The organism is Dongia sp., from assembly GCF_041906375.1.
Taxonomy (GTDB): Bacteria; Pseudomonadota; Alphaproteobacteria; order Dongiales; family Dongiaceae; genus Dongia.
On the sequence record NZ_JAYRJJ010000001.1, the window covers coordinates 976,001 to 1,002,861 of the forward strand.

Genomic DNA, 26,861 nt, shown 5'->3' on the forward strand with positions numbered 1-26,861 from the left:
TCGGCTTAATAAATCAGTTCGTCTTCGCCCTTGCTGTCGGCCAGGATCAGTTCGCCCTTGGCCGCCAGCTCCTTGGCGAGGTTGACCATCGACATTTGCGCCTCTTCGACATCCTTGAGGCGCACCGGGCCCATCGCCGCCATATCTTCCTTGAGCATCTTCGAGGCACGTTCCGACATGTTGGAGAGGAAGAGGTCGCGCAGGCCTTCCGAAGCACCCTTGAGGGCGACCGGCAGTTTGGTCTTGTCGACGCCGCGCATAAGTGTCTGCACACCGCCCGGATCGAGCTTGGAGAGATCCTCGAAGGTGAACATCAGCGACTTCACCTTCTCGGCGGAATCGCGGTTGCGCTCTTCGAGGGCGGCAATGAAGCGTTGTTCGGTGTTGCGGTCGAGATTGTTGAAGATCTCGGCGATCAATTCATGCGCATCGCGCTTCGAGGAGCGGGCGAGGTTCGAGAGGAACTCGTTCCGGAGCGTGCGCTCGACATCGTCGATGACGTCCTTCTGGATCGATTCCATGCGCAACATGCGCATCACCACTTCCATGGCGAAGGCTTCCGGCAGCAAGGCGATGACGCGTGAGGCGTGGTCGGACTTGATCTTGGAAAGAACGACGGCGACGGTCTGCGGGTATTCGTTCTTCAGATAGTTCGCCAGCACGCTTTCGTTCACGTTGCTGAGCTTGTCCCACATGGTGCGACCGGCGGGACCACGGATTTCCTCCATGATCGCGTCGACCTTCGTCTTGTCGAGCACCTTCATCAGCAGGCGCTCGGTTGATTCGAAGGTGCCGGTCAGCGAACCGGTCGAGGAAATGCTGTCGGCGAATTCGACGAACAGCCGCTCGACGACAGTAGCGCTCACGGTGCCGAGATTGGCCATGGTCTGCGAGATCTCACGGATCTCGTCATCATGCATCATGGCAAAAAGCTTCGAGGCGCTTTCCTCGCCCACCGACATCAGCAGGAGGGCGGCCTTTTGCGAACCGGTCAGTGACCTATAATCGTCCTTCGTGCGCATCTCAGGCTTCCTGATACATCCACTGACGCATGATATTCACTGCCTGTTCGGGGTGCTGGTCAACCAGATCGGCGATGCGCTTCAAGGAGGAGGCGCGCACCCGGCCTTCCACCTGGTTAATATCGATCATCTGTTCGATCTCATTGGCGATATTGGTGATTTCACCCATTGATGTGGGCTGTCCGCTGGTCAGGGCGGCGAGGTCCGAACCAGCACCGGGCAAGGCGAGAGCGGCGGCGGCACCCGGCGGCAGGGCAGCGCCACCCGGGCCAGCGATGGCGAATTGTTCAGGCGCTGCGACCGGGATCGCCAGCAGGCGGTTGAGCAGCGGACGGACCACCAGCAGCAGCACGAGGACGGCCACCAGCGAGAGCACCACCAGCTCGGCGATGCGCATCAGGTCGTTCTTCTCGAGGCCGAGGATGCTGATGCCTTCTTCGACGACTTCCGGCTCGGCAAATTGCATGTTGATGACTTCGACCGTATCGCCGCGCTGGGCACTGAAGCCGACGGCTGATTTCACCAGGGTCGAAATCTGGTCAAGTTCGGCTTGCGGGCGCGCCGTATAGGCGCGGGTACCGTCGGCGGCGGTCGTGTAGGTGCCGTCGACAAGAACGGCAACGGACAGCTTCTTCACATCGCCGCTATGCTTGATCTCGGTCTGGACCTTCTTGGAGATCTCGTAATTGACGGTCTCCTCGGTGCGCTGGGTCGTGCTGTTGGCGGTATCGCCAGCACCGCCGCCGGCCGGCGCCGGCGGGTTGGGGACGTTGTTGGCCACCGAGACATTGTTGTTGGCCGAGCGTTCCTGGCTCTGCTCGTTCTCATCGACCGTCTGGGTCGAACGCACCACCTGGCCTTCCGGATCGAAGCTTTCGGTATTGGTGGTGACTTGGTTGAAGTCGAGCTCCGTGTTCACCTCGGCCCGCACCTTGCCAGCGCCCAGGGTCTGCGACAGCAGGTCTTCGATCGCCTGGGTCATGCGCAATTCGAAGCTGCGGCGCATTTCATCGGCGGTCGCGGTGCTGAGATCGTCATCCGACCCGCCACGGGCGAGGAGATGCCCCTTGTCGTCGATAACCGAGACATTGGCGGTCTTCATGCCGGGGACGGAGGAGGCGACGAGATGCTGGATTGCCGCCACCTGTTCCTTTTCCAACTGGCCCTGCAGGGTCACCACCACCGAGGCCGTCGGTTCCGCCTTGTCGCGCGAGAACAACTCACGTTTTGGCATGACCAGATGGACGCGGGAGCCTTTCACTTGGCGCAGGGCCCGGATGGTGCGGCCGAGCTCACCCTCAAGGGCGCGTAACTGATTGATCTGTTGGACAAAATTCGTGGTGCCGAGAGCGTCGGCCCGATCAAAGATCTCGTAGCCGATCGAGCCGCCATTGGGCAGGCCTTCGCCGGCCATGGCGAGGCGGACGCGGCCGACCTGGTCGTCGGGCACATATATCTGCGAGCCGTCCCCCTTCACCTCGAAGGGAACCTGGGTCTCCTCGAGCTTGGCGGCGATGGCGGCTGAATCCGTGGAATCGAGGCCGCCATACAGCAAGGCCATGCCGGGCGTTGTAAGGCGGGTTCCGATGAAGCCAAAGAACGCGATCAGAGCCAAGCCGACAGCGGCAAGGCTTGCAAGTCGCACAGGGCCAAGATTGCGCAACGTCTGCAGAAAGGGATTCACGTTAGCCACTCGCTCCTGATAGGCAGCTTTTGCCGACTCGGCCGCACAATTCGACTAAAATTTTATATACTAAAATTTTCGACGAATTGCTTGGTTTGGGTCGGAACGTGCTGCGAGAACGAGGCCGAGTGTATGGTTGAGGGTTTAATGAGAAGTTAATAGCGGTAAAAATTGCCTAGGCGCCCAGAAATTTCTGCCTAGCTAGAAGCTTGATATGGTTAATTTATCTTCAGTAATCCACAGGCGTTAAGGAATATTACCTAAGGCTATCACGATCGTGGGGATTCATCCTCAGGATCCACCCGATCGATAGTCCGATAGTCCTGGATGCGGGTCGTCCGCAGGCCGCGCAGGCCGTGACGATCAATCGCCCGTTGCCAGGAAAGGAACTCCTCGACGGAGAGCGAGTAGCGTTTACACGCCTCTTCGATGCTGATGAGACCCGCTCGGACACCAGCCACCACCTCCGCCTTACGACGGATGACCCAGCGGCGCGTACCGGGGGGCGGCAGGTCGTCGATGCTCTTGGGCAGCGCATCGGTGAGGTTGTTTGCTGCGGGTCTAACTTCTGCCATGGCCATGCTGGGTATCCCCATGAGGATTTCCCGTGATTCTGGTCTCGGTTCGGACCATTCATACGCCAAGGCCATTTAAGAAAGTCCTAAACAGGGCGCCGCAAAGTGCGGCCAAATCATCTAAAATCCCGTAAAATTCCTTGAAAGAACAAGCGCTTGGATCAGCTGTCCGCAGGTTCCGGCTTGCTGATGTGCTGGACCTTGTCCATCGGGACGCGAATGCTGCCGATGTTGAGGTAGACCGCACCGTCCTCGATATCGGCGGAATCGACCACGCCATAGCTGGTGATGTCGGCGGTGTATTTCTTGCCGGCGGCGTCCTCATAGGTCACCGCGACCGTATATTCGCCATCGGCCAGCTGATTGCCGAAGACGTCCGTGCCGTCCCACTGCGCCCGATGGGTGCCGGCTCTGCCATCGGCCTCGGTGATCATGACCACCTGGTTGTTCTTGTCGCGAATGGTCATGGTGGCCTTGGTGGCGGTCTTGTCGATCGTGTAGTCGAAGCGGGAGTTCTTGTCCGCCAGCATCACCTTGTCGCTATCGATGGCGACTGAGGTGCCGATGAAGCTGACTGCCGAATAGGCGTTGGTCGAGGATTGCAGATTGATGAGCTTGTCCAGGTTCTTATTTGACTGGATCTGCTGTTCGACCTGCGAGAAGGCAACGAGCTGCTGGGTGAATTGGGCGGTATCCATCGGCGACAGGGGATCCTGATTCTGCAGCTGGGTCGTCAGCAGCAGCAGGAAATTGTCGTAATTGTCCGACAGGTTGCTGGCGGCGTCCTTTGTGGTCGACGAATTGGCCCGGGCGCTGGCCGCCTTGTCAGCAAGTGTCTGGCTGATGCTCGGGATGTCCATTTTCTCTACTCCGCTTTCCCTGATCTAGACCTGGACATCAACCCATCCGTCGCCGGTCGCAACCACGGCTGCGGCGGCGGGAGAGGTTGGTGCCTCGGCCCCTTCGTCATTGGCCAGACCGCTTCCGCCCGATCCGGAGCCGTTGCCGGAACCGAAATCACGAGCGAAAGCCTCGGAATCACCCCCCTGCAGACTGAAGGAAAGGTCGCCCGGGCCGGCTTTCAGACCAGCATCTTGCAAGGCCCGTTCCAACGCCTTCATGTCGCGCTGCAAAAGTTCCAGAGTGGCGGGCCGCTCGACCACGACCGAAGCTTGGACGTTGTTTTCCTCATCAATATTGAGCTTCAGGTGAATCCGGCCCAGTTCCGTGGGCGAGAGCTGAAGGGTGATGCTGCCACCGCCGTCGCGCAGCGAGCGCTGAATGCTGAGAGCAACCTGGTCATGAACCGGCAAATTCTGCAGGTGCTGACGCAGATTGGCGACAAAATCGCCACGCCGGGCCGCCGCCCCTTGCGCCAGATGGAGGTTCCAGCCGGGCAGACCGGTCGAGTTGCCAAGGCCGGTGTCGAATCCGACGGGAATGGTGCCGGTCGGTGCCATGGATCCGCCACTATTGCCCGCGATACCCGCAGCGCCAGCTTCCGCATTTGCGCTGGCGGCGTTCGCGTTCGCATTCGCATTTCCGCTATTGTTCGGGCTGGCGGCGGTCCCCGTGCCATTGGCTCCGGCGCGGCGATTGTTGCCAAGATTACGGCGAAAAGAACCGCCGCCTTCTTCAAGCTGCCGCTCGTTTTTCGCCTCGATGGCGGCGGCTTGCCCCTCGGCGCTCGAAGCGGCCTGATCGGCGGTGTCGTTCAAGGCCAAGCTCTCGGAGAAGGTGACAGGTGCCTTTTCCACCTCGTTCGGCGTACCGGCCGCGGCGGAAGATGCGTTGCCCGAAGCGCCGGGGGCGCTGGTCTCATTTTCAGGTGACTCGTCGGTCTTGGGCAGGGCGGGGCCTGCAGCCAGTGCCGGGGTCACGGATTCTATCTCTTCACCCGCCTCTGCTGCAGGGATAGCACCTCCAGTTGCGTCCGTTCCGGCTCCGGCCGCCGCGACTTCTGCCCCGGCATCAAACACGGTCGCCGGTGCCGATATCGTTTCCTCGACACTTGGCGTATTGGTCATGGTCAGCGCCAGATCAGCCTGCTCACCATCGCTACTATCTTCGGCCGTCTCGTCGCCGGCACTACCTTCTTCTCCCAAACTGAAGTCCTGCTCCGAGTCCGGCAACTCGACGTCCGTCGCCGGGTCGGGCGGTGTGGCGGCATCTACCGCGCTACCGGCTTCGCTGCTAAGCGCCTCGCCGCAGTTCTTGTGTCCACCTGCCTTGCCTGGGTGCTGGATATGGTCACTGTGCTCCTGCGCCCCGCGGCCCGGATTACTGGAATCATCGGTGACGCTCCAGCGCGAATGCGACTGGTCGTTGTCGACGCGGCGGTCCGCGTGATCATCGCCACGATCATGCAGATCGAGGCGCGTGGGCCCCAGGGGATAATCGTCAAAGCGCCGCCGCGGCGTATAGGTCTCAGCTGGTTTAATGACGGTCTGACCCGTCGTGAATGTATCGGTTTTCTGATTCATGGCGCCGAAGAGGAGATCGGCAAAGGCATTGCCGCCATTCGCCGATTTAGACGCATTGCTCTTGCTGGCGTTGAGAAATGCAAAATCAATCCGGTTGGTTTCCATTCACTTGTCCTCACGCCAGGAAATTCACGAGCGAAATCTGATTGGTCGTACCCATAACGGCGAAGATCGCCTGCAACTGGGTCTGGGCCACATCCAGCTTGGCCGCCACTTCGTTCTTGTCGACGGCTTCGATCTTGTCGGTGCCGTCGGAGTAGAGATTGATTGACGTTTGGTGCGACAGGGTGGTTGCTGAAATCACCGCGTCGTTGACAGTATTGTCGGCGTGCAGGGCGCGAATACCGGTCAGTGCATCATTGGTGAGCGACCGCGCCACCTCGATCTTTGCCTGGTAGTTGTCGAGGTCGTTCACTGCGGATTGGGCATAGCGCAGCGCCAACTGCAGCTTCTGGAAGGCCGCTTCGTTGGCCGAGAAGGTGCTGCGCAGAGTGAGTTGGTCGGCAATCGTGATCTTGCCACGTTCCCAAGCATTGGCGGAATCGAGGGGTTCCTGATGCTCGTTGTAGATCGGCGCGACCGGATTGGTGACGACTGTCGGCTGAAGGACCTTCGTTTCGGTCTCAAGCACGACGCCAGGTGTCGTCGAAGTGAGGGTGAAAGTGCCCGTGCCCGTAGCGCCGGCCGTCGCCGTGACCGGCATGGCCGGAACAGCCGCATTCACCAGGGCAACCAGGTTGATGGCGATGGCATCCATGTCCCGTTCACCGCCGGTCGTCGTATAGCGGACTGTGCGGCCGTTGACGGTCAATTCATAGGCATCACCCTTGCGGCCGACCGGACCGGACAGACTGACGGTATCAATCTGCGGCAAGGGACCCGCCGGAATATTGGCGACGGTCGTCGCCGTGGCTGGCGCTGTGGTCACCTGGCCCACATCCGTTGTGAGAACGGCCGTGTAGGTGAAGGGCGTGCCCGGTGTGTCGGATTGAAGGACAAGCTTGTCGCCCTTTACCGCTGCCGTAACCCCGAATGAAGTAGCGTTGATGAGGCCAGCAAACTTCTGGGCAACTGACTTGGCATCGTCGACTGCTGTCGTGGTGACGGAGAACGGGCCGGCGACGGGCGCGGTGAAATTGATCGTGTAGATATCGCCTGCGTCACCGAAGGGGCCGGGGAAGGTGACTTCATCTTCCTGTGCGACAGGAACGACGGTACGCTGGGTGGTTTTCACCACCGGCTCATTCTGAACGGCGCCATGCGATTCGAATGCGGTCGCCGAAACAAGCTGGATCTGGCCGTTGCCGGGTGCGGTCACCGTTACGGTGAAAGGCGGCTGATAGGCGTTGATCTTGTCGATCAACTGGTTGGCAATATCGTCAAGACTCTTTTCTTCGCCAGTCGTCTTATAGGAGATGGTCACCGGCAGCATATGCGTCGGCGGATCCATGATGGTGACGCTGTACGTCTCATTGATCGTGCCCACCGGCCCCGATAATTGAATGAGATCGACCTGAGACGCGCCGATTGGGATGTTCGGTTGCACCGTCGTAATCTTGGACGGTGTCGGGTCGGTGCCCGTGACGACGGCGCTGAAGGCCGTGCCAAGCGTCGTCGCTGTTATCGTCAGGCCATCGGCATCGACATCGCTTACCGTCACCACGCCCGTGAGCGGAACCGAGGCATTGATCGCCGTGCGCAACTGATCGGCCAGCTGCTGAGCCGTCAGGGGACCGTTAAAGGTGAAATTCTGGGCATTGATCGTGAAAGTCTCAGACTGCAATGCCCCCAGGTAATCGGTGGTGACGCGGACTTGCTGGACGGTCGTCCCGGCAGCCAATTGCTGCGTGGTCGATGATGTGATCGCGTTGGCGCTGCCGGAAGGGTCCGGCAGGCGGTGCAGATCCAAGACCGGCAGCCTGTCGTTGGCTGTCAATCCGCCGAAAAGGTAGCGATCGTTGACCTGTTCGTTAAGCAGCGCCTGCATTTGACTCAGTGCGCTGTCGATCTGGCCGACGATGGGCGAGACTTTGCCTTGCTGCAGCCGTGTCGATGTTGCCGTGTTATCGGTCCCGCCGGCAACATTGGTGATCGTGGCGTTGACTGTATAGGTGGCGCCCACTTCGATCGAGGTAATGGTGATTTCGCTGCCGACCGCCTTTGCGACAACGTGCATTCCCGGTTCGGCATTTACCTGATTGGCCAGATTGCCGGCAATTTCATCAAGACTGCCCTCGACGCCACTGGTGACATAGGAAAACAGCTTGCCGTCTACGGTCAGTTTGTAGATGTCGCCGACGTCCCCGGTATTGCCGTCAAGGACCACTTTGTCCTTCTGGGCCGTGGGCGGATCGCTGAGCGGGCTCAGGAACGCGCTGTACATGTTGCTCGCCAGCTTCTCCATGCTGTCGAACACCTTGTCATAGGCCTTCACGTCGGGCGTAAGCGCCTTGATCGCGTCAAGATATCCTTCGCGGCGCTGGATCTCGGCCCGCAGATCAAGAAGGCGCGTGCCTTGGGTGCCGTAGGCGACGAGGCTGACCGACTTTGTGCCCGTATTGAGCTGCTGGGTCAGCTGCGCAAGTGAGGATTGCAGGTTCTTGAACCCGGAGACATTGCCCAGATAGTTGGCATATGAGCTGTAGGCGTTAATGGTCATCGCGCTCTCCCTGCCACTACCTGCTTACCGCGGCCTGCAGCGTGTCGAACAATTGCTGTACGACCGTGAGCAAGCGTGCCGACGCTGCATATGCGTTCTGCAGCACCTGAAGATTGGCGATTTCCTCGTCAAGATTGACGCCGACATCGGCCTGATAGCGCTGCTCTGTTTGCTTAAGGCTTTCGGCGTTGAATTTCGCCTGGTCGGCAATCGACTTCGCATTCGAAATCGCCGTGCCGACAATGCCGACCATCATGCCTTTGTAAGAGACACCGCTGATGGTCAGTCCTGCAGACGCGAAAGTGCGGTCGGTATTGTTGAGAGCCGTAACGATATCCGCCGCGGAATTCTTCTTGAGTTGCTGCGTGCCATCAAGCAAGGCCTGATTGACCTGGAAGGTGAAGCGGTCGGTGCCGGTGAAAAAGCCGCTCCTCAGTTCCGGCAAATCACCATTGGCCAAGGTTTTGACCTCGAATGGCGTATCGTTGCTCGCACCGACCAACTGTATCTGTCCGGCGCCGGCGATGGCGGTGACGCCCAAGGTCGTATCGCCATTGATCAGGCCGGCGAGTTTTGCTGCGATCGCGTCCAGTGTCGCATCAGTCGCCTGAGCGGTATAGCTGAACACGCGACCGTTGATCTCCACATCGAAGACGTCTCCGGCCCTGAGATCGCCGTTCAGGCTGACGGTCGAATATTGTGGCGAGGCCGGCTGGGCTTTGACCGTCGTCTGGAACGACGCTTCGATGCGAAGAGACTGGCCGGCGGCATCATAGGCCGAACTGAAGGTCGAGCCCGTGGTCGAAGTCATTGCCTTCACGACAGCATCGAGCTGCGAGCGTAGCTTCCGGATGACCTCTGTCGATGGATCGGTGCTAACCGGCAAGGCCTTGGCACTATTGTCCAGGCGGAAGTCCATGAGCGCCCGGATCTTGCCGTCGCGGAACAGGCTGTCAACCGGCGTGGTCGGATCTTCCGCCCGGAACAGGTTGCTGCCGTCATAGACGAATTTCGAGGGTGGGCCGTCGACCAGACTGAGGCCGGCCGGGGTAAAGAGCGAGATCGTTCCATTGTCCCGCTCGACCGTGCGCACATCGGCATATTGCGCGATTTCACGTACCAATGCGTCGCGCTGATCGATCAGTTCGGTTCGCTCGGCGCCCGTCTCGCTGGCCGAACTCAGCCGTACATTCAACTCGAATACCTGTTCGAGCAGGCCGTTGAGCTTGTCGACGGATTGCCCGATCTCGCCCTTCGCTTCGGAATCGATGGTATCTATGCCGGCGGCGATACGGTTAACTTCTTCTGTCAGCTGTTGGCCATAGCGAATGACGGCAGTTTGGGCCGCCTTCGATTCAGGTGTGGCCTGCAGTGTCTGCCATGCCGCGGTAAACTGGGATAAGAGGTTCGGCAGAGCGGCCTGGTCGGTGCTGGTGCCCAGCAAATGTTGGATGCGCGACATGAACTCATCTTGCGCGCCGCTCGTTCCATTGCGGGCAATCAGCGATTCCATCTGCTTGCGCAGGCTTTCGCTGACCGCGGACGAGTAGGAGGCAATGCCGACGCTGCCGATCTGCGTGTCACCCAACACGATTGATTCGCGGTTGAGTGTCTTGCGCGTATAGTTCGGGTCGTTGACATGGGCAATATTGGCCGACAACACCTGGATGTTGGCCTGGTTGACCCGGAGGCTGGCAACTGCGGCGTTAAGGGCGCCTGTCAGTGACATGACTGCCTATCCCAATCTGCTAATCAGCTTAACGCTTGATGTTGATGATATCCTGCAGCATCTCGTCAGCTGTGGTGATGACCCGGGTGTTCGCCGAATAGGACCGCTGTGTGACGATCATTTTGGAGAATTCTTCGGCGATATCGACGTTCGATCCTTCAACAGCCGATCCGCGCAAAGTGCCGGACCCGTTCTCACCGGCGCCGGCAAGGCGAGCTGAGCCGCTGTCGAACGTCTCGGTGAAGGCCTGACCGCCTTCACGCTTCAAGCTATTGGCGTCGTAAAACTGAGCGATCGGTACCTTGAAGAAGACGCGGCTGTTGCCATTGTCGTAATTGAGTTCCACGTCGCCATTGTCGCGAATGGTGAGATCCTTGAAGACACCTTGTGCCATGCCGTCCTGAGTGAAGCGGCGTACGTCGATGGTCTGACCGGAGAATTGAGTGACACCTTCGGTCGTCTGGAACTTGCCGAGATTGAGTTCGATTGTCTGCGGGCCGACCCCATAATCGACCTGGAAGGTGATGATCGCGTCGTCTCCAGCGCTCTGCGCCGTTGGTGTCGTGGCATTGCCGCCCAGATTGTAGGCGTTGCTGATGCCAACCAGCTTTCCGGCAGTCGCCGCGGAGGTGCCGAACTGCACGTCGATGAAGGAGTTTGTCGATCCGTTGGACGCGCTGACGGTTGCGGCGAAGGGCGTGCCAGCATTGATTGCCGTCAATTGAACGGTGGCGCCAAGTGCCGTTGCTGTGACGCCCAAAGACGAGTTTGCGTTGATCTGCGCGGCGAGGCCGATGGCGACGTCGTTCAGGCTGGTTTCGGTGCCGTTGGCAACATATGAAACTGTCTGCGCGCCGACATTGACGGTCCAGGTGTCGCCGATCTCGCCGGGCCCAACCGTTCCGCTCAGCGTCACGGTTTCGACCTGGGCAACCGGTAGGCCGTTCGCGGTTGTATTTACCGATGTGGCGCCGGTAGCCGTCGTGAAAGTGACATTGCCGGCCAGGATGGTATCGCCAATAGCGGTTGTGAACGTGCCTTGGGCCGCATCAGCGTCGACGGTGAAGGTGTTACCGGCCAGGGGGTTGGCCGTGACCTGGCCATTTACCGTGACATTGCTGTTGATCATGGCGATGACGCCATCGCGGGCCTGCGTTGCCGACAGGTTGGCGCCGGCCGTGAAGGTCATCAGCGTGCCGTTGATGGTGACATCGATCTGCTCACCGGCGAGCATGCCAGCGACGGGGATTGTGAAGGTGTCCGTCTGTCCGGAGCCGGTCCCGCCAAGCGTCATCGAGAAGGGGGTGCCGCCCGTATCGGCGGAGACGTCGAACGTCGTGGCGGTGAGATTGCCGGCGGTCACCTGAGCGGACAAGCCGGGATTGCCGTTGATGGCGGCGACCATAGCGGCGCCAACCTGGGACGCCGTGTAGCCACCGACGGGGGCCGTGACGGTGACGGAATTGGAGCCGATGGTAAAGGTCAGCGTCTGGCCGAAGCCCAGCCCATCCGAGGGCAGCGTAACGGTATCGACCTGGGAGACCGCCGGGACGTTGGCCGTTGTCGGGGCCAGGGCCATGGCTTGATCGTTGACGCCGACCAGGGTCCCTGACACGGGATCGAGCGTGCTGTCGGCAGCGACGATATCGAGCTTCCACAGATTGTCGGCGCGTTTGGCCCACACGAGCGACACAGTGTGAGGATTGCCGAGGGCATCATAGATCTTGATGTTGGTCGGGGCCAAGGCCGGCGTCGGATTCACGACCGAGGAGGAGGGCAGATTGCCGACGAACTCGAGCTCGGTCGTGGCTGTCGGTTCGTCGATCGTCTGGGTTATCTGAATCGGCGACAGGGTCGACGTATCGGCAACACCAGTAACTTCGTCCACGGCCCAGCCGTTGAGGTAATAGCCGCCGTTATTCACCAGGTAGCCGTCGCGGTTCACCTCGAAATCGCCGGCGCGCGTATAATAGGCGAGGTCATTGAACAAAGTCTGGTTTGCCGTCTGCGATTCCGCGCGGCTGACGACGAAGAAGCCCTGGCCACTGATGGCCATGTTGGTGATGCTCTGCGTCTGATTGACGTTGCCCTGCAGCGAATTGGCGAAGGAGGGCGAAGCGACGACGCCACCCGGCTGGTGCAGGTTGGCGTTTGAGACGGTGATCAAGGTTTCGAACCGGGTGTCCACCTTCTTGTAACCAGTGGTCTGGGAGTTGGCGATGTTGTCCGATATATGCCCGAGGGATTTCGACTGGGCGTTTACACCGCTGACTGCCGTAAACATTGCCCCAAGGATGCTCATTGAAAACCTCGTCCGTTCGGAATTGACAGTTCAAGGCGTTCCTAAGCAAGTCCCGGGCCAAGGCGTAAATGGTTTAAAATACATTTATTATCAAATACTTATAGCTTCACAGGGGCTGCCTAGGCAGAAAATCATCGGTATCATTCGCCGCAGGGTGGAAGCATCTGCCGGGCCGCCGCGGAGTTGGTTGATGGGCGCGGCGCCAACGAAAAAGTGGCATATTTACGACCAGGTCAATGAAACGGCGAGCGGTGGAGATCGGATTGAGCAGGCGTATTTTAGTGACCGGCGGGGCCGGTTTTATCGGCTCGGCGCTTTGTCTGCATCTGGTGCTTCGAGGCCGCCATCGGGTCCTCAATCTCGACAAACTGACTTATGCCGCCAACCCCGCCTCACTTGCGGAGTTGGAGGGGCGGGCGGGCTATCGGCTAGCGATAGCAGATATCTGCGATCAGGAGGGCGTTGCGCGCCTCATTTCTGAGTTTCGTCCGGAAATCATCTTTCATCTTGCCGCAGAATCCCACGTCGACCGATCAATCGATGGCCCGGAAGCTTTCATGCAGACCAACATTGTTGGGACGCAGCGGCTGCTTTCGGCAACCCTCGCCTACTGGCGTGGTTTGCCAGCGGCCGAAGCGTCAGGTTTTCGTTTCGTCCATGTTTCCACGGACGAGGTCTATGGCAGCCTGGGGCCATCCGGCCTGTTTACTGAGGAATCGCCCTACCGTCCCAATTCGCCCTATTCCGCAAGCAAAGCGGCATCTGACCATCTGGCCCATGCTTGGCATGCAACTTATGGCCTGCCGGTCATCATCAGCAATTGTTCAAACAATTACGGGCCGCGACAGTTTCCAGAGAAGCTGATCCCGCATGTCATCATTCGCGCCATCGATGGCGATACTTTGCCGGTCTATGGCCAAGGGCTCAATATACGCGACTGGCTCTTCGTCGAGGATCACGTGGCGGCGCTGGTGGCCGTGGCCGAACGCGGGCAGGTCGGGGAGAAGTACAACGTTGGCGGCCATGGCGAGCGACGGAATTTCGATGTCGTGCAAGGCATTTGCCGCCACCTCGACCATCGGCGTCCTTTGGCCCGGGGCAGCTATGCGGACCGGATCGTCTTTGTGAAGGACCGGCCGGGGCATGATTTGCGCTACGCGATCGACCCAAGCAAGTCGGAGCGGGAGCTCGGTTGGAGGCCATCGGTCGACTTTGAGGCTGGCCTGGCACAGACCATTGACTGGTATCTCGAGCACGAAACCTGGTGGCGGACCATTCTCGCCCACGGGTATCAGCCGGCTCGGATCGGCCAACTGGCTGATATTTCGACGCGATAATCTATGCCGGATGGGCCGTTCTTCTCTATTTTTGGCACATTAATTGCTTTCTAGCTGTTGAGCGATTAACGAATAGAACTATTATGACTGTCAAAAGTGCGGAACAGTTTGATTTTTCGGGGGGGAGATGGCCGCAAATACGAGTGGGGCCTTGGAAATTGATCCGACCGCCCATGTCAGCCAGGATGCGCGCATCATACCGTCCGTGCGCGGCAGCCGCATTGTCATCGGTCCACGGACCCAGATCTATGAATTTGTGGTCATCAAGGCGGTCGGCGGCGCGGGGGATATCGTCATTGGCGAGGAATGCTATATCAACCCGCATACGACCCTCTATTCCGGCAACGGCATTCGCATGGGGCGCCTCGTCTTGGTCGGGCCCGGCTGCATGATCGTCCCGGCCAACCACGCAATATCACGGCTCGACACACCGATACGCCAGCAGGGCTTCATGCCATCACGGGGCGGCGTCATTATCGAAGACGATGTGTGGCTGGGAGCCAACACGACGGTCCTGGATGGGACCTATATCGAATCTGGCGCGGTGATCGCTGCCGGCAGCGTGGTCTCCGGACGCATTACCGGGCGCGCGGTCTGGGGTGGAAATCCCTGTCAAATGATACGGCCACGTACGGAAAATTGACGGTCCATTCAATCAACACGCCGGGGGGGCGACGCGGGACATCGATGAAATTCAATATCGCCTATTTTGGACCGGAAGTCCTGTTCCACCTGCGCCGCGATTTCTTGCTGGCAATGAAATTTGGCTTGGAAAGCCTCGGTCACGATGTCGTCCTCTCCGGCCTCTCGCTGGAAGGGGATCGCTTCAATCTGATCGTCGGCGCCTATTTCTTGCCGCCGGCGGAATTGAAGAAGCTTGCCGCCATGAAGGTGCAGCTTGCCCATGTCAATACGGAAGTCATTGCGCAGGACATGCTGAACTTCAACCCGCAGAAAACTGATTTCCTGGGCGCCTATCTACCGGCAATGCAGTCGGGCAAATTTGTCTGGGATGTCATCATGGACAACATTCCAGAGCATCAAAGGTACGGCAACAATGCGCATTTCTTGCGCTGGGGTTGGCACCCACGGCTTGAAGACATTGAGCATCGCCAGGAAAAAGATCTCGATTTCTATTTCTTCGGGATGATGAGCCAGCGTCGCCGGGGAATGCTCCAGGCGATCCAGGCAAAAGGCTTTCGTGGCACGGCGGATGGTTCTTGTCCCTATTTCTTGCGCAACGATCGCATTGCCCGCGCCAAGGTGCAGCTCAACATCATCCAGGAAGACAAGTACACGCATGTGAACTCGTTTCGGATCTGCTATTTGGCCAACAACCGGTGTGCGATCCTGTCTGAGCGCGAAACGGATCCGGCAAACTATCTGTCCCTGGCTCGCATCGCCGACAAGGAGCATTTCGCCGACGCTGTTGCCGACCTGGTTACTGGAGACAAATGGCGCGCGCTGGGCGAGCAGGCGTATGCCGACTTCCGGAAAGTCACGATGCAGACTTGCCTGGAGGAACTGTTGGATCAATCGCTTGCCGGCGCGACGGTCTGAGCGGATGGGTGGCGAAAGACCCGGCGAACTGTTTGAATGATGGCGCCGTGTGACAATAGCATGAGGGAAGCATGAGCTTACACGATATGGAGGCGGTGATCCTCTGCGGCGGCCAGGGCACACGGTTGCGCGAGGAGACGGAGTTCAAGCCGAAGCCGATGGTCGAAATCGGTGGTCGCCCCATCCTGTGGCACATCATGAAGCGCTACTCGAAATTTGGCGTGCGCCGCTTCATTCTCTGCCTCGGCTACAAAGGCGAGGTGATCAGGGACTACTTTCTTCAATATCGCTATCGGAACGCCGATGTTGTCGTCAGTCTGAAATGGAACGACGTCCAGGTTCTTGGTGAAGAGAAGAATGAAGATTGGGAGATCGTCCTCACCGACACCGGCGCCGAAACGATGACGGGTGGCCGCATCAAGCAGGCGATCCGCCATGTCAAAGGCGACAGGTTCTTTGCCACCTACGGCGATGGCGTCGCAGACGTCAATATTGAGGAACTTACGCGCACGCATGAGGCCGCCGGGCGCCTGGCGACCGTAACGGCGGTTCACCCCTCGTCGCGTTACGGTGAGATCGATATCGATCGCGACGCGGTGCAGTCTTTCTTTGAAAAGCCTCAGACCGCCGGCGGATGGATCAATGGCGGGTACTTCGTTTTCCAGAAATCCGCTTTTGACGATGTTAGCATGGATCCCGCATTGGTTCTGGAAACAGATGTCCTGCCGCAGCTGGCGCAGCGGCAGCAGTTGACCGCCTACAACCACAACGGATTCTGGCAATGCATGGACACCTACCGCGAAATGCTGCTGCTGAACGGCATCTACGCCAAAGGCAATGCGCCATGGCTTTGAACTGACGATGCTCAATCCACTACCGAAAGCCGATTTCTGGCAGGGCCGTCGCGTATTGGTGACCGGGCATAGCGGCTTTGTCGGCGGCTGGGCAAGCTTCTGGCTGCATAGACTTGGGGCGCGCGTCTCGGGCTATGCATTGCCGCCGATCACCGACCCGAATTTCCATTCGGTCATCCGCATCCCCGAACTGGCGGACGAGACAATCGCAGATATCCGCGATTTGGCTGCGTTGCGCGCTTGCGTCGCCCGTGTCAGGCCGCAAATCGTGTTTCATTTGGCAGCACAGCCGATCGTTCGGCAGGCTTATCGCGATCCGGTGGAAACATTCGGCACGAATGTGATGGGCACGGTTAACCTGCTCGACACCCTGCGTGGGAGCGAAGGGTTGGAGGCAATCATCGTTTTCACGACCGACAAGGTCTACCGCAATTTGGATTGGCCCTGGCCTTATCGCGAGAGCGATGCGCTCGGCGGCGACGAACCCTACAGCGCCAGCAAGAGCAGTGCCGAGCTGGTCTGCGAGGCTTTTCGGAATAGCTACTTCAAGCGGGCCGTCAAGCCCGTGCCGGTGTTGGCGGTGCGCGCAGGAAATATCATCGGCGGCGGCGACTGGTCAGCGGACCGTTTGCTGCCGGATGCGGTGCGCGCTTTTGCTGCAGGCGGCCCCCTCATCTTGCGTAACCCGGATGCCGTTCGGCCGTGGCAGCATGTGCTCGAGCCAGTACGCGGCATGTTGGCGCTGGCGGAGGCCGCTGTTTCTCCGGGTCTCGACGATACGGAGGGCTGGAACATGGGGCCGGCTGAAACGCAAGGAGTGAGCGTTGGCGCCCTCGCCGATATAGCCACCGGGGTCTGGGGCAAGGGCGCGCTATGGCGTCGGGAAGGTGATGCTGCCATTCCCGAGGCGAATCTGTTGACGCTCGACAGCCATCGCATCGCGCAAGCGATCGGGTGGCGGACGATTTGGCCGGCGACGACGGCTGTCGAACGTAGCATCGCCTGGTACCGTGATCAGCTGCGCGGCGCCGGGATGCGCAATGCGACGGCGGCACAGATCGACGCATATGCGGACGACGTCCGAGGTGGCAATTCATGAGAATTCAACCGCTCAAGATAGCCGGCAGCGCTCGCATCGATTTGGCGCCTTACGGCGATGCGCGCGGCTATTTCATGCGCACTTATGACAAGGCAAGTTTCGCAGCTGCCGGTTTGCCGACCGACTGGGTGCAAGCCAACGAATCCCTGTCTGTAGCCAAAGGAACCTTGCGCGGACTGCACTACCAGCGGCCACCTCATACCGAGACGAAGCTGGTGCGCGCAGTATCTGGTGCCGTGATCGACGTCTTCGTCGACCTGCGAGCCGGTTCGCCAACTTTCGGGCAATGGGACAGCGTCGAACTCAGTGCCGGTGCCAAGAACATGGTTGTTGTTCCGCGCGGATGTGCGCATGGCTTCTGTTCGCTGACGGAAAATAGCCTGGTCAGCTATCTGGTGGACAATGCCTATAATGGCGCAGCCGAGGGGGGCGTACGCTGGGATGACCCCGACCTGTCCATTGCATGGCCGATCACCGGAGCACCGATCATTTCCGACAAAGATGCGGCCTGGCCGCTGCTGCGGGATGTGGCCCCGATCGAACTCGGGACGTGGCGATGAAAGCTGCTGTGCTTGGACCAAGCGGCCTCATCGGCAGCGCCGTGATGACGGAAATGAGGGCGCGCGGCCATGACGCGATCGGTATCGGCCACGGCAATGCCGATCGTCAAGTCGACCTCGGGGATCCAGGGGCTATCGCGCCGGACTGGTTCGCCGGCTGCAATGCCCTCATACATTGCGCAGGTGTTACTGATGAGGAAGTGAAGGTCGACCTTGGCCACGCTGCAATCCGCGCTGTCGCCGCTACCGAGGCTCTTATAAAGGCCGCACGGCAAGCCGGTGTCACGCGTTTCGTCTATGTCTCAAGTGCGCATGTTTATGGTCATTTGGTCGGCGATATCGACGAGGCAAGACCGGCTGATCCCTTGAGCGACTATGCGCTGCTGCATTTTGCCACCGAGCAGGTATTGCGCCGCAATCTCGGCGTCGCGGGCGATAGTGCATTGGTGTTGCGCCCTTGTGCGGTCTTCGGGCCGCTGCCGGATCCTGGCCGCTTCCGACGCTGGTCGCTGGTGCCCTATTCGTTCCCGCGCGATGCCGTGACGCAGGGCGAGATTCGGCTGGCGAGCGCCGGCAGCCAGATGCGGAACTTCATTTCCAGTCAGGCAATCGCCGACGCCATTCTCGATTGGCTGGAAGGGCCCGCCGAAGGATTGAGCCTGAGGAATGCGCTCGGTGTCGATGATCTCAGCATTCTGGCGTTGGCGGAACGCTGTGCTGCGATTTGTGAACGCTTGACCGGGCGGCCCTGTCAGGTGGTTCGGCCGCCGGCGGAGTCGAAATCACCTGAATCCCAAGCGCCCTTGCGCTATCTTTCTCGCGTCGAGCGGCCGCGTGCTGGTCCGACGCTGGATCAGCATCTTGAGAGCATTATGAACGCCTATCGCGATAGGGGAGCAAATCGATGAGCAGCGTCGCATCTTCGAAAGGGGCGTTCCCGCCCTTGGCGTTGGACAAGGAAATAGCCCAGCTTTACGTGCAATATCTGGTGCAGACGCAGCGCGCCGATGATCCCGAGGCACGCCGGGCCTTCTGTGAACAGCAGGGCTTCCACCAGAAGCTGCTGCATAACAATCCGCACATCGGCGCCATCGAGAAGCTGTATCAGGATCAGTCGAGCATGGAGCGGTTGGGCGACATGACGCTCCGCGACTACATGATGTATCACTACTATTACATCCATCAGGGCTATCGCTACGGCGCACCGAAGCATCAGCAGCGCTGGCTCGGTCACGATCTCATCAAGACGCCTCAGGATTGCTGGATCTATCAGGAGATCATCTACGACACCAAACCGGATGTGATTATCGAACTCGGTATCATGTTTGGTGGCGCGACACATTTCTTCGCCAGCATGCTTGATCTCGTCGGCCATGGCGAGGTGCTCGGCATCGATATTTCGCTGGCCAAGGCGAAGCCGCCCGAGAACAAGCGCATCACCTATATCGAGGGGTCGAGTACCTCGGAATCGGTACTGGAGCAGGTGCGCAAGAAAGCGGCCGGCAAGCGTGTGTTGGTGATCGCCGATTCCGATCACGAAAAGAACCATGTTCTTGGCGAGATACGGGCCTATGCACCTTTCGTTCATGTCGGCGGCTATTTCATCGTCGAAGATTCACTCAACGATGTGATGGGCTATCATCCGGTGCCCAATGAAGGACCGAAAGCAGCGGCGGAAGCCTTCATGAAGGAAAACGACGATTTCGTCTATGACCGGCGCTGGGGTGAGCGATACATCATGTCGCTCAATCCCAACGGCGTGCTGTTGAGGGTGAAGTGACATGAGACACGTAATCTCGGCGCCACCAACCATCGATGTTGTCGCCAAGGCGGAAGCTCTGGCGAAGCAGGGTGGAGCGAAGCTGCTGCGGGATCCCAGCCGTGCAGCCTGCGAGCGCTATGGCTATCAGACGCTCTATGAAATGCCGCTGGCCTTGCAGAAGGAGACGCGGCTGCGGTTGATTGTCGACCACATCGCAGATCTCAAGGCGAACCCGAATATCGTTTGCGATCACAGTGTTTTTGCGTGGTTGGCGGATTGGATGCGCTGGTGCTGGGCCAAGACGCCGACGGAGGAATGGGAAGCCGTGATGTCCGTCGCCGTCGAGGCAGTGGCTCTCTATGACCGGATTGAGCATGTGGCTGCCGGTCCGGCGCAATCCTACAATGGTTATGACTGGCTTGATCAGCGCAACGGCACGCAGATCGAACGACTGATGCGACATCTTTACGTCGATTTGAATTGCCTGCAGAAAGTGACCGGTTTGTCCGGTGGGCCAAAATGAGCGATCAGCAGATTCTGCAGTTGCCGCTAAAGGTCGAGGTGAAGTTTCCCTTGGCCGATGGGCGTACGCTGGTGCAAGGCCCATTGACCTACAACAGCGATGGTCTGGCAACGCGCCACAATTGCGATTTCATCAAGGACCCGGCTTTCGCCGCAGCGTATCGCGTGGGTGCCAGCGGCGGCAGGGCCGACCTGCACATCGAATGGCGTGTACATGTAGCGCTATGGGTGGCCGGGCAGGCGGCGCAACTCGAAGGTGACTTTGTCGAATGCGGTGTCAATACCGGCATTCTGTCCGGCGCCATCATGAGTGCGCTCGATTTCAGCAAGTGGCCGGACCGGAAGTTCTATCTGCTCGATACCTTCGCCGGCATTCCGGAGGAGCAGATCACCGCGGCTGAGCGGACGGCCGGCGTATCGGGGATGAATCGGAAGTATCAGGACAGCGATCTCTACGCAGCGGTCCAGCAGAAGTTTGCGCCATGGCCGAGTGCCGTGGTGGTGCGTGGCCGCGTACCGGACACGCTTTCGGCCATCAAATCGACCCGTGTGAGCTATGCCTCTATCGACATGAATGTCGTCGAGCCTGAAATTGCTGCCGGCGAATTTCTTTGGCCGCTTCTTGTGCCGGGTGGGTTCGTGCTGCTCGACGATTACGGTTGGGCAGCCCATGTGAATCAGAAGCATGCCTGGGACGAATTTGCCCGCCGGCATGGCATCTCGATTCTCGCCCTGCCGACCGGGCAGGGACTGTGGATGAAGCCGAGGTAAGAGAAGAGCTAGAGCTGCGAAGCCAGGAACTTTATGATGGCGCCGACGGCTTTCGGCTGCAGCTTCAGCACGCTGTGCCCTGCCTTGGGTACTTCAATGAATGAAAAGTCACCGTCGACTTTGCCGATCTCCGCCTGGTCGCCCGCTTGGAAGTACGCGCCGGTGATTGGCGGCTTGTTCGATTTGATCTTTCCTGTGATCATCATCGTCGGCACGGGGCAGCGGCGGAGATATTCATAGTAGGTGCGAACTTCTGCCTTTCCCGACTGGATGTCCAATCCAAAGAAATCTCGGCAGATACCCGCGATCATCGGGCGCGATTCTGGATGAAGATGGTAATAGCCCATCAATTGCGTCCACGAGTTCGCCACACGCTGCGTCTCCAGTGGCGTATCAATCAAAATCACGCGGCGAATGCCCTGTTCCAAGCGCGCCACGAGCAAGGCCGTCAGCCCCGAGAAGGACTCGCCGAGGAGGAAGAAGGGGCGGTCATCCCTATATGCCAGATAGGCGGCACGGATCGGCCGAGCTAGCGCTTCCGGAGTGTAACCCAGGTCTGAATGGGGCGCTTTGCCATGGCCTGGTAGATCAACCGTTATGACCTCAACGTCGGGCAGGAGTTCCGCCAAGATTGCAAGGTCATTGGCACAGCGGAACACGCCGTGCATTGCCATCAGTTGAATCCTGGCGGATGGATTTGCGTGCCGGTAGACGACGATGCCCTCGAATGAGGTATCGCCTTCGACTGGCACACAATCTCCGGTGCCGGTTTGAGGAATGCAGTCCAATCAGGCCTTGGCCGCTTGCGCATGCAGCTTGGCCACCTTGCGGCCATCTGCGGTGGTGGCGGCATGGACGGAACGCGCCATCAGATCCTGCCAGCCGAGAGTCTGGTTCGCGGCCTTATGTTCGGCCATCCAATGCTCGGTGTATTCGCTGCCCGCAGTTTCCTCAAAGACCGGCATGCCCTGGGTGTAGTGAACCAGCTTGGCATCGGCCCGCGGCGGATCATATCCGACCAGATGGTTCCATTCGCCCGGCAAATTGCCGACCAGATCATCAGGCAGCCAATCCATCCCGTGCGGCGCGCGGCATTGCTGCGGGTCCTCGACATATTCAGGCGTCAGGATGCGATTGGCGGTATGGGCACAATTGAACATGATCATCGATGCCCATTCGAACTTCTTGACGTTCTTCGAAACCATCACGGCATAGCGATTGTCGCGCATGGCGAACAATTCGGCTATGTCTGCAAGGCAGAGATAGTCGGTATCGAGGAAAATCGCCCAGCCTTGATAGCCATTGAGCCACGGCACCAGGAAGCGGCTGAAGGTAAAGGGCGTCAGGCCTTGGCGCGTGATAGGCAGTGTTGGCAGCACCAGCGGCGCGATGGTAATCGGCTTTGACGTCCGTCGCAGGAGGCTGAACTGCAGCACGTTATACGACACGGCCTGGCGATGGTCATAGCCGATATAGATCTGGATTGGCTGTGCGAAAGTCTGGCCGGACATGATAGCTCCGTAGCGGCGAATGTACCTGGTCTAGAAGAGAGAATCGTAAAGGACGCCGCTCAGTTTGCTGGTTGCGGACGTGCCGATCGGTGACAGATTCGATATGAACGAATACCCACTGCTCAGGCCCTCGATGAGGGCCGTCGTCCCAGCGCCAAGGCCGGTGAAGCCGAAGGCGTCGGCGCTCGAATTCTTGCCCTGTTCGACCGTATCGAAATCGCGCTTGTAGCCGCCCTGGGTGAATTGAAGCGCGTATTGCATGCTCTTTTGCGCGCTGGGGTCGACGCCGTCGATCCGGGACACGCGGATGGCATAGTCGCCCTGCTGCAGTTCCAAGGCGCCTTGGGTGAGAAGGAGGTAGTTCTTGCGCGCGTCACCGGCATCCACGTCATTGTCGGCAATGAGTTTGCCGGTGTTCTTGGCAAAAATCTGGATTCGCAGCGAGTCCTTGTCCTTGGATTCACCGACCAGCGAGCCAATCGTCGTCAAGCCGGTTGTGGCAACCCGCATCCGGTAGACATCCACCTTGTCGCCGGCGGAGAGTGAGCTGAAGAGACTAAGGCGGGTATCGTTTTCGCGCAGCACGCCGATATCGCGCGCCGTCATATTGTTATCGATCTGGACGTCGTAACTCGTCTTCTCGAATTCCTCCACCTCGCCGATCGCGCCGGAGGGCTTCATGTTCTTGGCAATCTCGGCAATCTGGGCCGAAATATCGGCAAGTTCGTCCACGGCGGCGCCGGCCGATGACGTCGCGCTATTGCCCGTTGTATTGTAGAGAGCGGAAGTTGCCGCCGATACGGAACTAAGTGCGCTAACGTTTGCCATTGCTTCCTTCCCTCAGCGCCCGTCAGGCGGTGAAATTCATGACCGGCGTCGCATGCGTGCCGGTGGCCGGCGCAGGAACCGGTTGCTGCGGCTGTGCGGTGGTGCCGGGGAGGTCGGGCGCGTCCATCGACAATCCTTCGGCAATCGCCCGGTTTATGTCCAGAATCGGCTGGATCTTGCTGGCGTCGAGATCGCCCAGGCGCTGCATCAGGTGGCGGTCCATCATGATCGAAAGGGCGAGCACATTGTCGCGAATGGCCTTCGGCAAAGCGGAGGTGGGATCGATCAGGGCACCCTGAAAGATCGACCACAGGCGCTGGTTCAGGATCAGCGCCGCACGCAGGCTTTCGCCCTTGTCGTCCGCCTTGGCCGCTAGAATCAAACGCCGCGAGGCTTCTGCGAGCGCCCATGCTTCCGTACTGCGCGGATCCATAGCGCGTGGCTGACTGCTGTAACCGACCGCTTGCTTCATTCATTCCTCCGTACCGCGGCTCTCGCCGGGGCGTCCGCCATTTCAGGCTCAGAATAGCACTAGAACAGCTTGGCCGTCGTCTTCAGCGCACGGTAGTAGTCACCAGAATGCACGAGACGTGCCACTTCCGTTAACTGATCCAGGGCGTCTGTTCTATGCCGCATCGTATCCGCCAGGATGGCTTCAAATTTCACAAGGTTTTCAACGGCGTTGTCGGGAAACAGGTAGACCAGCTGAATAATCAGATAGAGTTTCTTCTCAATCGTATCGGCTTTTTCATCCTTCATTACCTCGCGGCCGCGAAGGAAGTTCGCCTTATTGAAGAGGTAGAAACTCCCCGGTTCCTCGCCCCGGCCGATGACCGCACCGTTGACGATGACCTTTTCGCCAGGTCGTAACGTGAATTTAAGTGGCAAGTCAGCCCCCTTGGTACCTTGGCTGCCCGCCGGCCGTTACAGAAATTTCCCTACCGACGCTTGATAGTTACGTGAGGAGGGCGGGCGACGGCATTTCTGCCGCCGCCCAATCCTACTCAACCACCTACGATTAGAACAATCGCAGAATGGCCTGCTGCGCCTGATTGGCGAGGCTGAGCGAGATGGTTCCCAACTGCTGCTTCGTCTGCAGCGTGAGGATGTTCGCACCTTCCTCGTTCTGGTCCGCCTGGACCAGCTTGTTGGCGCCTTCGACCAGCACGTCCGAGAATTCCTTGGTATAGCTTTCTCGGGTCTGGATGACGTTCAAGTTGGTGCTCAGGTTGGACGATGCCGCCCGGAGCGTCAGCTTAGCCGTATCCAGCTGCTTGATTGCGTTGTCGATATCCGCTCGGTCATTCCACCCGTTCTGGGCAAAGTCGAGCTTCAGGCCCTGACCGTCCGTACGGACGTTCTGGGAGACAACGGTCACATTGCTGGTGTTGGTCTCGTTCAACTGCACGGCCATGTTGTTGGCATCCGTGCCGTCGACCAGCTGCTTGGTTTCGAGCGTCGCGGACTGGCCGGTGTTGGCCGCCCGGACGTCGAACTTCGCTTCACGGCTGCCCGTGAATTCGCCGCGCACCTGGAAGGAGAACGTGGCCGAGACATTGGAGCCCGCCGAAGCCGCATTCGACAATGCCGTACCGGCGGCACTGACGTTGAGGCTAAGGACGGCGCCGTCATTGACACCGCCGGTGATGGCGATGGCGATGTCGGTCGTCGAGCCGAGATCGATACGAGACGAGAACGCGCCGCCCGTACCGTCAGAAACGGTCAGGGTGGCGCTGTCGGCCGGGCCAGTCACCGTGAAGGTCAGGTTGGAGACACGGTTTTCCGAGAAGCCGGACTGGGCCGTCGCACTGAAGTTAGCGGCAACGAGCACGGAGCTCGCCGCAACCGCTTTGGTGCTGTTGATCTCGACCGTACCAGCCGAGGCCGCCGTCGCAATGTACTTGAGGTCGTTGACGTTGACATCCAAGGTGACCGTGGTGTCAAGCGAGGCCGAGTTGAAGGTCACCGTCGTACCGGTGACGGCCTGAGTGTCGACGCCGGTGGAGTTGGTGCCCTGCAGTGTCGCACTGTAGGTATTGAAGTTCCCAGTCTGATAGTTGTAGCTGCTACCCTGGGCGGTCAGCGTAAAGGTCTCATCCTGGGGAATGGCGCCCGATGTCGTCGGTGTACCCGTAATCGCACCAGCGCCCGTACCATAGGACGCACTGGCCGCCTGCGAGTATTTCGACGCCTGCAGGATCTGACGTTCGTCGACAGTGATGCGCGCCGTGCCGGAATCGAAGGCAAAGGCGTTTTCACCATCGGCGACCTTGGCTTGACCCAGAAGGTTGAGGCCATCGCGCGTGATGGTTTCGCCGTTCTGGTTGGTTGCCAGGATCTGCAGGTTGACGTTCTTTTCGATGATTGAAGTACCGACACCGGCGGTATCCGGCACGTCTTCAATGGCATCGAAATCGACGTCGAACGACACGTTCGTGCCGCTCTTGAACTCGTAGGAGAAGCGCAGAACTTCGCCATCGGCCTTAGCCGCGTCCCACTGAGCAGTGGTGAACGTCTGGGTGATGGTTTCCGAACCTTCGGTCAGGGTGAAGGTCTTGTCCTTACCCTTGCCGCCGCCCAACTTGATTGAGATGGAATCAAAGTTGGACTGGGTGGTCGAGGCAAAGCCGTTGACCACGAGGTTGCTGATGCCGCGGGCCTGTTCGGCATTCGCGATATCGTTGCTGGAGCCTTCGATCGCACCATCGCCAGTGACGGAGATGGTGTATTCGTCGGCGCTGACGACATTGGTGGCGCGGGCGCCACTGATACCGGCCAGGGCGTTGACCGACGTCTTGGTCGACGCCGTGGCGTCGAGACGCAGGCCGCTGCCGATCAGCAGGTTCTTACCAGCGTAGCTGGCGTCCGAAGCAAGGCTGTCGATCTGGCGGAGCACGTTGTTGAACTGGTTGGCCAAGCTGTTACGCAGGGCGACCGAGTTCGCGTCCGTGCCCAACTGACCGAGAGCCTGGGTGGTGAGACCGCGGGCCTGTTCGACCAGGGCTTCGATCTTGGTGATGCCGGTGTCAGCAGCCTTGATGGTGCTGATGGCCTGACCAATACCGTCCTTGAGGCCGGTCAAGTCGCCAGCGCGCTGGTTAAGACCCTTGGAGGCAAAGAAGCCCGCCGGGCCGTCGAGAGCGCTGTTGATCTTGTTGCCGGTGGCAAGACGAAGCTGGGTACGCTCCAACTTCACCGAGGTTTCTTGGAGAAGCAGCAGGTTGCTGCGGATGCCAGCATTCAGCTGGACGTCGTTCGTTGCCATATTTAGCTCCCTTTGGAGGCTGAGGTTGCCGCCGGTTCTTTGAACCGACGCCCCACCGCACAGGTGGTCTCCAATGGGAAGCAATTTCCCTGCCAACCGGAAATATCTGCCGGATGGATATAAAATATAGCTATTTCAATATATTAACTACCTGTTAAGGACATTTCTTGCCGGGCAAAAATTGCCGACCCGGCACAAAAATCCAGTTAATATTTGTTAACCTAGGCAGCTTTTACCTGCCCCTCGCGATCTCGGTCTTAACCATAAGAATCTTTTTCAGGCCTCAGCTTAGCACGGCAATTGCATGCCGAGCCTAGCGATCCGCGTCACGCGCGATT

25 protein-coding genes are annotated in these 26,861 nt (G+C 59.2%); 10 read left to right on the plus strand and 15 right to left on the minus strand.

The window, feature by feature from the left end:
* Positions 1–5: 5 nt before the first annotated feature.
* The 8 genes from fliG to ACE3OA_RS04525 all read right to left on the minus strand — a co-directional run bounded on the left by fliG (position 6) and on the right by ACE3OA_RS04525 (position 12,436).
* Complete coding sequence (fliG, locus tag ACE3OA_RS04490) at positions 6–1,022, minus strand: flagellar motor switch protein FliG (RefSeq protein ID WP_374308336.1); 1,017 nt, start codon at positions 1,020–1,022, stop codon at positions 6–8.
* A gap of 1 nt (position 1,023) precedes the next feature.
* Positions 1,024–2,706 carry a flagellar basal-body MS-ring/collar protein FliF gene (gene fliF, locus ACE3OA_RS04495; RefSeq protein WP_374308338.1) on the minus strand — a complete coding sequence of 561 codons (1,683 nt, stop codon included), beginning with the start codon at positions 2,704–2,706 and terminating at the stop codon, positions 1,024–1,026.
* A gap of 269 nt (positions 2,707–2,975) precedes the next feature.
* On the minus strand, positions 2,976–3,281 hold the full coding sequence (locus ACE3OA_RS04500; protein ID WP_374308340.1) for a DUF1153 domain-containing protein: 306 nt from the start codon (positions 3,279–3,281) through the stop codon (positions 2,976–2,978).
* Positions 3,282–3,442: 161 nt separating this feature from the next.
* Entirely contained in the window at positions 3,443–4,141 is a 699-nt protein-coding gene (locus tag ACE3OA_RS04505; RefSeq protein ID WP_374308342.1) for a flagellar hook assembly protein FlgD, read from the minus strand.
* 24 nt (positions 4,142–4,165) lie between these two features.
* A complete protein-coding gene (locus ACE3OA_RS04510) occupies positions 4,166–5,869 on the minus strand; it encodes a flagellar hook-length control protein FliK (RefSeq protein ID WP_374308344.1) in 1,704 nt (567 codons plus the stop codon).
* A gap of 10 nt (positions 5,870–5,879) precedes the next feature.
* Positions 5,880–8,423 carry a hypothetical protein gene (locus tag ACE3OA_RS04515; protein ID WP_374308346.1) on the minus strand — a complete coding sequence of 848 codons (2,544 nt, stop codon included), beginning with the start codon at positions 8,421–8,423 and terminating at the stop codon, positions 5,880–5,882.
* 16 nt (positions 8,424–8,439) lie between these two features.
* Positions 8,440–10,152 (minus strand): flagellar hook-associated protein FlgK, encoded by a 1,713-nt coding sequence (locus ACE3OA_RS04520; protein ID WP_374308348.1) that lies wholly within the window; start codon positions 10,150–10,152, stop codon positions 8,440–8,442.
* Between the two features lie 28 nt (positions 10,153–10,180).
* The gene (locus ACE3OA_RS04525) at positions 10,181–12,436 is read right to left on the minus strand and encodes a flagellar hook-basal body complex protein (protein ID WP_374308350.1); all 2,256 of its coding nucleotides are present in this window, start codon (positions 12,434–12,436) and stop codon (positions 10,181–10,183) included.
* A gap of 254 nt (positions 12,437–12,690) precedes the next feature.
* Between ACE3OA_RS04525 and rfbB the strand changes: the two genes are divergently transcribed.
* Positions 12,691–13,791 (plus strand): dTDP-glucose 4,6-dehydratase, encoded by a 1,101-nt coding sequence (rfbB, locus tag ACE3OA_RS04530; protein WP_374308352.1) that lies wholly within the window; start codon positions 12,691–12,693, stop codon positions 13,789–13,791.
* Between the two features lie 151 nt (positions 13,792–13,942).
* Positions 13,943–14,434 (plus strand): DapH/DapD/GlmU-related protein, encoded by a 492-nt coding sequence (locus ACE3OA_RS04535; protein WP_374308354.1) that lies wholly within the window; start codon positions 13,943–13,945, stop codon positions 14,432–14,434.
* Between the two features lie 8 nt (positions 14,435–14,442).
* On the opposite strand, the gene ACE3OA_RS04540 is transcribed toward ACE3OA_RS04535, so the two are convergent.
* Positions 14,443–14,697, minus strand: coding sequence for a hypothetical protein (locus ACE3OA_RS04540; RefSeq protein WP_374308356.1), 255 nt, complete (start codon positions 14,695–14,697; stop codon positions 14,443–14,445).
* Between ACE3OA_RS04540 and ACE3OA_RS04545 the strand changes: the two genes are divergently transcribed.
* From ACE3OA_RS04545 to ACE3OA_RS04580, 8 genes are all read left to right on the plus strand, one after another.
* Positions 14,677–15,351: a hypothetical protein gene (locus ACE3OA_RS04545; RefSeq protein WP_374308358.1), complete on the plus strand. Its 675-nt coding sequence runs from the start codon at positions 14,677–14,679 to the stop codon at positions 15,349–15,351. The genes ACE3OA_RS04540 and ACE3OA_RS04545 overlap by 21 nt on opposite strands.
* 71 nt (positions 15,352–15,422) lie before the next feature.
* Complete coding sequence (gene rfbF, locus ACE3OA_RS04550) at positions 15,423–16,205, plus strand: glucose-1-phosphate cytidylyltransferase (protein WP_374308360.1); 783 nt, start codon at positions 15,423–15,425, stop codon at positions 16,203–16,205.
* On the plus strand, positions 16,189–17,304 hold the full coding sequence (rfbG, locus tag ACE3OA_RS04555; protein WP_374308362.1) for a CDP-glucose 4,6-dehydratase: 1,116 nt from the start codon (positions 16,189–16,191) through the stop codon (positions 17,302–17,304). The genes rfbF and rfbG overlap by 17 nt, the downstream gene beginning before the upstream one ends.
* The gene (rfbC, locus tag ACE3OA_RS04560) at positions 17,301–17,864 is read left to right on the plus strand and encodes a dTDP-4-dehydrorhamnose 3,5-epimerase (protein ID WP_374308363.1); all 564 of its coding nucleotides are present in this window, start codon (positions 17,301–17,303) and stop codon (positions 17,862–17,864) included. The genes rfbG and rfbC overlap by 4 nt, the downstream gene beginning before the upstream one ends.
* Positions 17,861–18,772 (plus strand): NAD-dependent epimerase/dehydratase family protein, encoded by a 912-nt coding sequence (locus ACE3OA_RS04565; protein WP_374308365.1) that lies wholly within the window; start codon positions 17,861–17,863, stop codon positions 18,770–18,772. Before rfbC ends, ACE3OA_RS04565 begins: the two co-directional genes overlap by 4 nt.
* Positions 18,769–19,644 (plus strand): CmcI family methyltransferase, encoded by an 876-nt coding sequence (locus tag ACE3OA_RS04570; RefSeq protein ID WP_374308367.1) that lies wholly within the window; start codon positions 18,769–18,771, stop codon positions 19,642–19,644. Before ACE3OA_RS04565 ends, ACE3OA_RS04570 begins: the two co-directional genes overlap by 4 nt.
* Before the next feature lies 1 nt (position 19,645).
* Complete coding sequence (locus ACE3OA_RS04575) at positions 19,646–20,149, plus strand: hypothetical protein (RefSeq protein WP_374308369.1); 504 nt, start codon at positions 19,646–19,648, stop codon at positions 20,147–20,149.
* Positions 20,146–20,919, plus strand: a complete 774-nt coding sequence (locus ACE3OA_RS04580) for a TylF/MycF/NovP-related O-methyltransferase (protein ID WP_374308371.1) — start codon at positions 20,146–20,148, stop codon at positions 20,917–20,919. The genes ACE3OA_RS04575 and ACE3OA_RS04580 overlap by 4 nt, the downstream gene beginning before the upstream one ends.
* 8 nt (positions 20,920–20,927) lie before the next feature.
* On the opposite strand, the gene ACE3OA_RS04585 is transcribed toward ACE3OA_RS04580, so the two are convergent.
* The 6 genes from ACE3OA_RS04585 to ACE3OA_RS04610 all read right to left on the minus strand — a co-directional run bounded on the left by ACE3OA_RS04585 (position 20,928) and on the right by ACE3OA_RS04610 (position 26,523).
* On the minus strand, positions 20,928–21,593 hold the full coding sequence (locus ACE3OA_RS04585) for an alpha/beta fold hydrolase (protein ID WP_374308373.1): 666 nt from the start codon (positions 21,591–21,593) through the stop codon (positions 20,928–20,930).
* Positions 21,594–21,707: 114 nt separating this feature from the next.
* Positions 21,708–22,430: a hypothetical protein gene (locus tag ACE3OA_RS04590; protein ID WP_374308375.1), complete on the minus strand. Its 723-nt coding sequence runs from the start codon at positions 22,428–22,430 to the stop codon at positions 21,708–21,710.
* 30 nt (positions 22,431–22,460) lie between these two features.
* A complete protein-coding gene (locus tag ACE3OA_RS04595) occupies positions 22,461–23,258 on the minus strand; it encodes a hypothetical protein (RefSeq protein WP_374308377.1) in 798 nt (265 codons plus the stop codon).
* A 22-nt stretch (positions 23,259–23,280) separates the two neighbouring features.
* Complete coding sequence (locus ACE3OA_RS04600) at positions 23,281–23,730, minus strand: flagellar biosynthesis regulator FlaF (protein WP_374308379.1); 450 nt, start codon at positions 23,728–23,730, stop codon at positions 23,281–23,283.
* A gap of 59 nt (positions 23,731–23,789) precedes the next feature.
* Positions 23,790–24,146: a flagellar biosynthesis repressor FlbT gene (locus ACE3OA_RS04605; RefSeq protein WP_374308381.1), complete on the minus strand. Its 357-nt coding sequence runs from the start codon at positions 24,144–24,146 to the stop codon at positions 23,790–23,792.
* Positions 24,147–24,276: 130 nt separating this feature from the next.
* On the minus strand, positions 24,277–26,523 hold the full coding sequence (locus ACE3OA_RS04610; RefSeq protein WP_374308383.1) for a flagellin: 2,247 nt from the start codon (positions 26,521–26,523) through the stop codon (positions 24,277–24,279).
* Positions 26,524–26,861 lie beyond the last annotated feature (338 nt).